Source organism: Cryobacterium sp. RTC2.1 (assembly GCF_035018685.1).
Lineage (GTDB): Bacteria > Actinomycetota > Actinomycetes > Actinomycetales > Microbacteriaceae > Cryobacterium > Cryobacterium glucosi.
In genome coordinates, this window is sequence record NZ_JASJXJ010000163.1 from 1 (window position 1) to 8,223 (window position 8,223).

The following is an 8,223-nucleotide window of genomic DNA, read 5'->3' on the forward strand; positions in this document are numbered from 1 at the left end:
GGGGCTACTGGACGGCGGAGGTGAGGCGGGCGAGGTTGTCGAGGATGGTGGAGCGCAGCGGCTGCTTCATCCAGTCATCGAGGGTGAGCAACTTGCTGTCGGCCCGGTAGCCGTCCTCGACCGCGCGCAGGTCGCGCACGAAGCTGCGGCCGCGCACCATCAGGGACACCTCGAAGTTGAGGCTGAACGAGCGCATGTCCATATTGCTCGACCCGATCACCGCGACCTCGTCGTCGATCGTGAAGTGCTTGGCGTGCAGCACGTACGGGGCCTTATACATGTAGATGATCACACCGGCCCGGAGCAGTTCCTCGTAGTACGACCGCTGGGCGTGGTAGACGAGGGCCTGGTCGCCGATCTCGGAGACGAAGAGCTCGACGTGCAGCCCGCGCTGGGTCGCGGTCGTGATCGCGTACATGATCGACTCGTCGGGCACGAAGTACGGGCTCGTGATCACGATGCGTTCCTGCGCGTAGTAGAGCAGCGCGAGGAAGAGCCGCAGGTTGTTCTCGCCCTCGAACCCCGGCCCGCTCGGCACGACCTGGCAGTCCAGGGTGTGCGGCGCCGTCGTGGGCTGCACCGCCTGGATGTCGCGGGTGAGGAGCTCGTTCGTCTCGCCGTACCAGTCGGTGATGAAGATCGCGTTGAGCCCGGCGACGATCGGGCCCTCGAGCCGGGTCATCAGGTCTTTCCACTTGAGCCCGCGCCGGATGTTCGACTTCATGTTGTAGGTGCGGTCGATGATGTTCTGCGAGCCCATGTAGCCGACGACGCCGTCGACGGTCACGAGCTTGCGATGGTTGCGGAGGTCCGGCCGTTGCCACTTGCCCTTGAACGGCTGCAACGGGAGCATGAGCTCCCACTTGACCCCGGATTCGGTGAGCCGGCGGAGGGTCTTGCGGTAGCCGGGCTTACGCATCGACTGGATGTGGTCCATCAGCACCCGCACGGTCACGCCGCGCTGCACCGCGCGCTCCATCGCGTCGAAGAACGGTGCGGTGGTCTTGTCGAGGGAGAGGATGTAGAACTCGACGTGCACCCATCTCTCGGCCTTGTCGATGTCGACGATCATCTCAGCGAAGGTCGCCTCGTAGTCGCCGAGCAGGCGCGCGGTGTTGCCGCCGACGAGCGGCATCGCCCCGAGGTTGCGGTTGAGCTCGACCACGGATTCGAGCCAGCCGGGCCACGGGTGGTCGCGACGCACCTGCTCGATCCCGTCGGTGCTCTCGAGGATGAACTGGTTGATCTCCTCCTGCATCTCCAGCCGCTTCTTCGGCAGGGTGCGGTAGCCGATCATCAGGAAGAGGAGGGCACCGATGTAGGGAATGAAGAAGATCGCGAGCAACCAGGCCATACCCGACGTCGGGCGACGGTTGCGGGGTACGACGATGATGGCGACGACGCGGATGGTGAAATCGACGACCAAGGCCACAATGAGGATGAAGGTCGAGATGTCGATGCCGAACATGCGAGGTTAGGTGACGGGCTTTTCGAGCCCGAGCTTCGCGCGCTCTTCGGCCTCGATCTCCGAATACACCTTCCGCTCGGTGCGGTCGGCCCTGAGGATCGAGCGCATGATGACCCAGAAGATCAATCCGAGCGCGACCGTCGGCAGGATCGAGAAGAACGCACCCCAGAAGAAGTCCATAGTTCCCTCAGACTACTTGACGAGGATGCCGTAGAGGCCGGTGCCGACAAAGTAGATCCCGATCGCGGCGACGATCACCCACAGCACGATGCGGTTGGTCGTGATCGGCTGGCGCTCCTTGGGCGCTTTGGGCTCGGAGGCCGAGTCCGTCGGAGCCTTGTCGATGGCATCCGCTGCCTGGGAAGGCTCGTCCGGGGTGGTGTCGTCCTGCGGCTGGGTGTTCATGGCCTTCACTTTACCAACGGGAAGAGGATGGTCTCGCGGATGCCGAGGCCGGAGAGGGCCATCAGCAGCCGGTCGATGCCCATGCCCATGCCACCGGTCGGCGGCATGCCGTACTCGAGGGCGCGCAGGAACTCTTCGTCGAGGCGCATCGCCTCCGGGTCGCCGCCGGCCGCGAGGCGGGCCTGCTCGACGAAACGCTCCCGCTGGATGACCGGGTCGACGAGCTCGGAGTACCCGGTCGCGAGTTCGAAGCCGCGCACGTAGAGGTCCCACTTCTCGACGACGCCGGCCACCGATCGGTGCCCGCGCACGAGCGGGCTCGTGTCGACGGGGAAGTCCATCACGAAGGTGGGCCGGGTGAGGCCGCCCTTGACGAAGTGCTCCCAGAGTTCCTCGACGTACTTGCCGTGGATGGGGTGCTCGACCGCGACGTCCTCCCTGGCCGCGAGCTCCTGCAGCTCGGCGAGGGGGGTCTCCGGGGAGATCGTGCGGCCGACCGCGGCGGACAGGCTGTCGTACATGCCGATCCGGTCCCAGTCGCCGCCGAGGTCGAACTCGGTGCCGTCCGCCCAGGTCACGACGTGCGAGCCCGAGACCGCCGTCGCCGCGTTCTGGATCAGCGTCTGGGTGAGGTCGGCGATCGAGTTGTAGTCTCCGTATGCCTCGTAGGCCTCGAGCATCGCGAATTCGGGAGAGTGCGTCGAGTCTGCACCCTCGTTGCGGAAGTTGCGGTTGATCTCGTAGACCCGGTCGATGCCGCCGACGACCGCGCGCTTGAGGAACAGCTCCGGCGCGATGCGCAGGAAGAGTTCGGTGTCGAAGGCGTTGCTGTGGGTCGAGAACGGGCGAGCGGATGCTCCGCCGTGCATCACCTGGAGCATCGGCGTCTCGATCTCCAGGAAGTTCCGGTCCGTGAAGGTCTTCCGCAGGCTCGCGACGGTCTGCGAGCGCTGGATGACGCTGCGGCGGGCCTGCTCGCGACTGATCAGGTCGAGGTAGCGGCTCCGCACCCGGGTCTCCTCGCTCAGCTCGGAGTGCAGGTTCGGCAGCGGCAGCAAGGCCTTCGCGGCGACCTGCCATTCGGTGACCATGATGGAGAGCTCGCCACGGCGGGAGGAGATGACCTCTCCGGCGACGAAGAGGTGGTCGCCGAGGTCGACGAGGTCCTTCCAGGCGGCGAGGGAGTCGACGCCGACGGCGGCGAGGGAGACCATGGCCTGGATCCGGCTGCCGTCGCCGGCCTGGAGACTCGCGAAGCACAGCTTGCCGGTGTTGCGGAGGAACACCACGCGGCCGGCGACGCCGACGGTGACGCCCGTGACGGCATCCGCTTCGAGGTCGCCGAAGCGGGCACGAACGGCGGGGATCGTGTCGGTGACGGGAACGCCGACCGGGTATGCCCCACCGCCGGGCGTGGTTGCCGCCTGGATGAGGCGGTCGCGCTTGGCGAGGCGCACGAGCTTCTGCTCGCTGTTCTCCTGCTCGACCCTGACCTGCTCGGCCTGCTCGGCCTGCACCGCCTGCTCGGCGGTCGGCTCGGTCGGCTCGGTCGTTTCGGTGTGCTGGCTCATGCGGATCTCCGTTGGCGATTCAGGTTCGTGCAGGTGCGAGGTCGTGCTCGTGCGGTCGTGCGCGTCGTGCGGTCATGCGGGTCGTGCGGATGCTTCGGGCGAGCGCTTCAGGCGGGTACGCTTCCGAGGTCGATGGCCTCGTTGTCGATCAGCCGGATGCTGCCGACATGCGCGGCGACGAGCATCCGTGCCGGGCCGGTGAAGCCCGCCGCGACCGGCTGGAAGTCCTGCGGGCTCACGACCACGAGATAGTCCAGCTTAACCAGTGGCTGGGCGGCGAGGATCGTGTGCGCGGCGACCTGGGCCGCCTGCAGCCCGTCGGGGGCGGCTGCGACCGCGGCCGTGAGCGCCGCGGAGAGGGCCAGGGCCGCCTCTTTGTCCGCGGGTTCGAGCCGGCGGTTGCGGCTGGAGAGGGCCAGCCCGCTTGCCTCGCGCACGATCGGGACGACATCGATCTCGGTGCGCACGTTGAGGTCGGCGAACGCCTGCTGCACGAGGAAGACCTGCTGGGCGTCCTTCTGTCCGAAGACGACGACGTCGGGGCCGACGATGTTGATCAGCTTGGTCACGACCGTGAGCATGCCGTCGAAGTGGCCAGGGCGCACGGCGCCCTCGAGGAGGGCGGCGACCGGGCCGGCGGTGACGCGGGTGTCCGCGGCGCCGTCCGGGTACATCGTGGACACCTCGGGCGCGAACACGAACGCGACACCCTCAGCGGCGAGCGCCGCGACGTCGGCGTCGAGGGTGCGCGGGTAGGACGCGAGGTCCTCGGTGGGCCCGAACTGGAGCGGGTTGACGAAGATCGAGACCACGACGATGCCGCCGCGGGCGTGGGCGCGACGCACGAGCGACAGGTGCCCCGCGTGCAGGGCTCCCATGGTGGGGACGAGGACGACCCGCGCTGCCGGGCCGGGCTCTGCACGCCTCTTCGCGGCGGCGATGCGCTCGCGCAGCCCGTCGATGGTGCCGATGACTTCTGGTTTGATGAGCACGTTCACTCGTCCTCCGTTGTGGTGCGGTCGGTGCGGTCGTTCTGGCCGGTGGGGTCTTCGGGGTCGACGGCATCGTCGAGGTCGTCGAGGTCGTCGTCGAGTGCCGACAGGTCGAGGCGGTCCGGCGCGGTGCGGGAGAGGGCGTTCTCCATCGCGGAGCGCATCAGCGGGCCGATCACGCCGCCCGGCCGGTCGATGCCGATCGAGGTCAGCAGGGCTGCGGCCTGGTCGACGATGGACGTCGAGAACGCGGTGGCGATCTCGACGGCCTCGGCGTAGCGGGCCCGATCCCCCTCGGCGACGACGACGGGCTCCCCGCCCATCTCGACGACGAGCGCTTGCCCGATCGGGAGCACGGGGGTCGGCGCGGTGACGGCGAAATAGCTGTCGGCGAGGCGGGCGAGGTCGATGCTCGTGCCGGTGAAGCTCATCGCGGGGTGGATGGCGAGCGGGATCGCGCCCTGGGCGAGCGCCGGCGCGAGCACCCCGATGCCGAACCTCGCCGAGGTGTGCAGCACGAGCTGCCCGGCCTGCCACGTGTTCGTCGCGGCGAGCCCGGCGACGAGGCTCGCGAGCTGGGCGTCCGGCACGGCGAGGATCACGAGTTCGCTGCGTTCGACGATCTCGGGCACGGTCAGGATCGGCACGAACGGCAGGATCGCCTCCGCCCGGTCGCGGCTGGACTGCGAGATCGCCGAGATGCCGACGATCGCGTGGCCGGCTCCGGCGAGGGCGGCTCCGAGGATCGGGCCGACCCTGCCGGCACCGACGATGCCGATGCCGAGACGCCCGGGGCGGGCGCTCACAGCGCCGCCTCCGCTGCCGGTGCGAGGGTCTGCGCCGGCCGGTCTGGCATCGCCCGGTTCAGCGGATGCCCGGGGTCGGCCCAGTGATGACTGGTGTCGGCGCGAGCGGACGAGATCGCTCCCGCGGAGAGGCGCTCGAACAGGCTCTCCCCCTCGCGGACGTCGATGACCGGGAGGGTGGCGACGACCGGGCCGGCGACGGTGTGCACCCGGAGTTTCGCGAGGCGCAGCATCCGCTGGATCGGGCCCTGTTCGATCGCGATGCTCTGCAGCCGGGCGAGCGGCACGAGCGTGAGTTCCCGGCTGACGAAACCCCGGCGCAGGAGCACCGTGTCGGCTGCGACGGTGAAGCCCGTGCGCCGCCAGGAGAACGGACGGAGCCACGCGGCCCGGCGCGGCGCGTTGGTGTAGCCGTCGTCACCGCCGGGTGAGCGCACGCCGTGGTCGACGAGCAGCTTCTCCCGGCCGTTCTCGGAGCCGGAGTCGCTGTCGAAACCGGGCAGGATCAGTTCGAGCACCCTGGCGACGTCGGCGAGTGTGCCGACCGGGAGGGTGGTGGTGTGCGCCTCGCCGGCGGCGCCCTTGTTCGTGGAGTGGCCAGCGGTGTTGATGCGCACCTGCCACCAGCCGAACGGGCGCCAGATCAGCGGCTGCGAGACCCGCACGGCATGGATGCGGCCGGGCGGGAGCGTCTCGTTGCTCACCGAGAGCAGGCCGAAGCCCACGCGCACCCCGTCCGGCGTGCCCGCGATGCTGTAGCGCAGGGACTTCGTGAAGCGGTTGACGTAGAAGCTGAGGCTCGCGATCAGTCCGGGGAAGATCGCGATGAGCAGCCAGCCGCTGCCGCCGGCGGAGACGCTCCAGATCAGCACCGCGATCGCGATCAGCACGAACACGGTGAAGCCGCTGAAGATCACGGAGCCGATCAGGCGACCCGGGGGGATCCGCACAACGGATTCGGGCGGCGCGGCATCCGGGTCGAGTTCGGGGGCGAAGAACTCGTGGGCCCGGTCGGTCGCGAAGCCGCCGATCCCGCCGGCGATCCCGCCGGCCGCGGTGCCGATGGCACTGCCGAGGGACGGGCCGAGGGCACTGCCCGCCGCCCGGGTGCCCGCGTGCTCGACCCAGTCCTCGCCCTCCGCCGCGGCGTCGGAGGGAAGTGCCGCGGCCGCGCGGGCTCCGGAGGCGAGGTGCAGGATGTCGCGGCGGAGGGCATCCGCTGCCGCGGAGCCGAGGTAGGCGAGGTGCACGTTGGCGTCCTGGCCGGCGACGCTGACTTCGAGTTTCGCTGCACCGAAGAGCCGCGGGATGAACGGGCGCACGATGTTGACGCCCTGGATGCGGTCGAGGCGGGCGCGGCGGTTGCTGCGGAAGACGAGCCCGCTGCGCACCTCGACGACCTCGCCGCTGACGCGGAAGGTGTGCATCCGCCACGACAGGTAGAAGGCGACCAGGATCACGACGAGGATAACGACGACCCCGAGCAGCGCCCAGCCGACCGCGCCACGGCGGAAGAGCTCGTCGATCGGGTCGTCGCCGTAGGTCGGCACGTGGAAGAAGAAGTCGATCAGGCGCTCACGGAGGTTGCTGATGATGAAACCGAGGATAGCCACGATGAAGAGTCCGCCGCGCAGCAGCGGGCTCGCCGGGTGCAGCCGGTGCCACTCCCCGTCGGCGAGGGTGGTCACAGTCCCGCCCGGCGACTCTCGGCGAGTTCGATGAGCCGGTCACGGAGCGCCTCGGCGTCATCGAAGGCGAGGCCGGGAACGAGCACGCCGGAGGATGCGGCGGCGGTGACGAACTTGAGGTCGGCGAGGCCGAGCCAGCGGGCGACCGGGCCGCGGGTGACGTCGATGAGCTGCATCCGGCCGTACGGCACCGAGACGAAACGCTGGAACATGATGCCGCGGCGGAAGAGGAGGTCGTCCTGCCGGAGCTGGTAGCCGATCGAGCGCACCCGGCGGGGCTCGAACAATACGACGACCAGGGTCACGACGACGATCAGGGCGAGCACGATCGGCGCCCAGGAGACCTCGGCGAGGAGCCAGAGGGCGGTCGCGCCGGCGCAGAGGACGAGTCCGCTGCCGTGAAACCGGACGGGGTCGACGAGGACGCTCCCCGGTACCTGAACCTGGCCGTCGGCATCCGCTTCACCGGAGACGCCCTCACCCTGCTCGACGCGGTCAACACCATCGAAAACGAGCACGGCCGGGTGCGCTCCGAGCGCTGGGGCGACCGCACCCTCGATATCGACGTCGTCGTCTTCGGGGCGCTCGAACAGGCGGATGCACGGCTCACCCTCCCGCACCCGCGTGCGGCAGACCGCGACTTCGTCCTCGCCCCCTGGCTCGACCTCGACCCGGACGCGGTGCTGCCGGGCCGCGGACCCGTGTCCGGTCTCCTCGCCGCGATCGGTTCGACCGTGCGCCGCTATCCGGCCCAGGAGGCGAGCCGATGAAGCGCACGCGTGCTTCCGTGATCGTCGCCTGGGTGCTCGGCGCCCTCGTCGGCGGGCTGCTGCTCGAGCTTACGCTCGCGGCCGCCGGCCGTTCGATCCTGCTGCCGCCGGCGAGCCTCGCCCTCGCCCTCGTGCTCTGCGCGATCGTGGTCTTCGGCCTGGCCTGGCCGATCCGGAAGTCCACGAGAGGCGCCCTGGACGGCAAGCCGCGCAAGCCGGTCAACCCGTTCATGGCGGTTCGCGTCGCCGCGCTCGCAAAGGCATCCGCGTACAGCGGGGCCTTGCTGCTCGGAGCCGCCGGCGGCCTCGGCCTCTATCTGCTGACCCGTTCGGTGACTCCGGCGGTAGCATCGGTATGGCTCACCATTGGGATGGCGTTCGGCGCAGCGGTCCTCCTGGTGAGTGGTTTGGTTGCCGAGCATTTCTGTACTCTCCCTCCGGACGACGACGAGAACAGCAAACGAGGAGAAGTGCGTGCCTGACACCACTGAGGGATTCGCCGCCCCGCTACCCCCTGCCCCCG

9 protein-coding genes and 1 pseudogene are annotated in these 8,223 nt (G+C 69.4%); 2 read left to right on the forward strand and 8 right to left on the reverse strand.

The genetic code is table 11. The features are described 5' to 3' along the window. Positions 1-4: 4 nt before the first annotated feature. The 8 genes and pseudogenes from cls to QN357_RS16105 form a co-directional block, all read right to left on the reverse strand. Positions 5-1,468 carry a cardiolipin synthase gene (cls, locus tag QN357_RS16070; protein WP_134446300.1) on the reverse strand — a complete coding sequence of 488 codons (1,464 nt, stop codon included), beginning with the start codon at positions 1,466-1,468 and terminating at the stop codon, positions 5-7. A gap of 6 nt (positions 1,469-1,474) precedes the next feature. Then, positions 1,475-1,648: a hypothetical protein gene (locus QN357_RS16075; protein WP_166787248.1), complete on the reverse strand. Its 174-nt coding sequence runs from the start codon at positions 1,646-1,648 to the stop codon at positions 1,475-1,477. A gap of 12 nt (positions 1,649-1,660) precedes the next feature. After that, a complete protein-coding gene (locus tag QN357_RS16080) occupies positions 1,661-1,873 on the reverse strand; it encodes a hypothetical protein (protein ID WP_134446299.1) in 213 nt (70 codons plus the stop codon). A gap of 5 nt (positions 1,874-1,878) precedes the next feature. Next, positions 1,879-3,444, reverse strand: coding sequence for a lysine--tRNA ligase (gene lysS, locus QN357_RS16085; protein ID WP_134446298.1), 1,566 nt, complete (start codon positions 3,442-3,444; stop codon positions 1,879-1,881). A gap of 107 nt (positions 3,445-3,551) precedes the next feature. Continuing rightward, on the reverse strand, positions 3,552-4,442 hold the full coding sequence (panC, locus tag QN357_RS16090; protein ID WP_322189212.1) for a pantoate--beta-alanine ligase: 891 nt from the start codon (positions 4,440-4,442) through the stop codon (positions 3,552-3,554). Further along, positions 4,439-5,242 (reverse strand): Rossmann-like and DUF2520 domain-containing protein, encoded by an 804-nt coding sequence (locus tag QN357_RS16095; protein WP_134560058.1) that lies wholly within the window; start codon positions 5,240-5,242, stop codon positions 4,439-4,441. The genes panC and QN357_RS16095 overlap by 4 nt, the downstream gene beginning before the upstream one ends. Continuing rightward, a complete protein-coding gene (locus QN357_RS16100; protein WP_322189210.1) occupies positions 5,239-6,930 on the reverse strand; it encodes a PH domain-containing protein in 1,692 nt (563 codons plus the stop codon). Before QN357_RS16100 ends, QN357_RS16095 begins: the two co-directional genes overlap by 4 nt. Beyond that, a pseudogene (locus QN357_RS16105) lies at positions 6,927-7,211 on the reverse strand (PH domain-containing protein); the annotation flags it as partial. The gene QN357_RS16100 and the pseudogene QN357_RS16105, both read right to left, overlap by 4 nt. Positions 7,212-7,328: 117 nt before the next feature. Between QN357_RS16105 and folK the strand changes: the two are divergent. Together folK and QN357_RS16115 are read left to right on the forward strand one after the other, a co-directional pair. Beyond that, positions 7,329-7,700, forward strand: coding sequence for a 2-amino-4-hydroxy-6-hydroxymethyldihydropteridine diphosphokinase (folK, locus tag QN357_RS16110; protein WP_323505191.1), 372 nt, complete (start codon positions 7,329-7,331; stop codon positions 7,698-7,700). Continuing rightward, positions 7,697-8,182 carry a DUF3180 domain-containing protein gene (locus tag QN357_RS16115; protein WP_322189208.1) on the forward strand — a complete coding sequence of 162 codons (486 nt, stop codon included), beginning with the start codon at positions 7,697-7,699 and terminating at the stop codon, positions 8,180-8,182. The genes folK and QN357_RS16115 overlap by 4 nt, the downstream gene beginning before the upstream one ends. Positions 8,183-8,223: the final 41 nt, after the last annotated feature.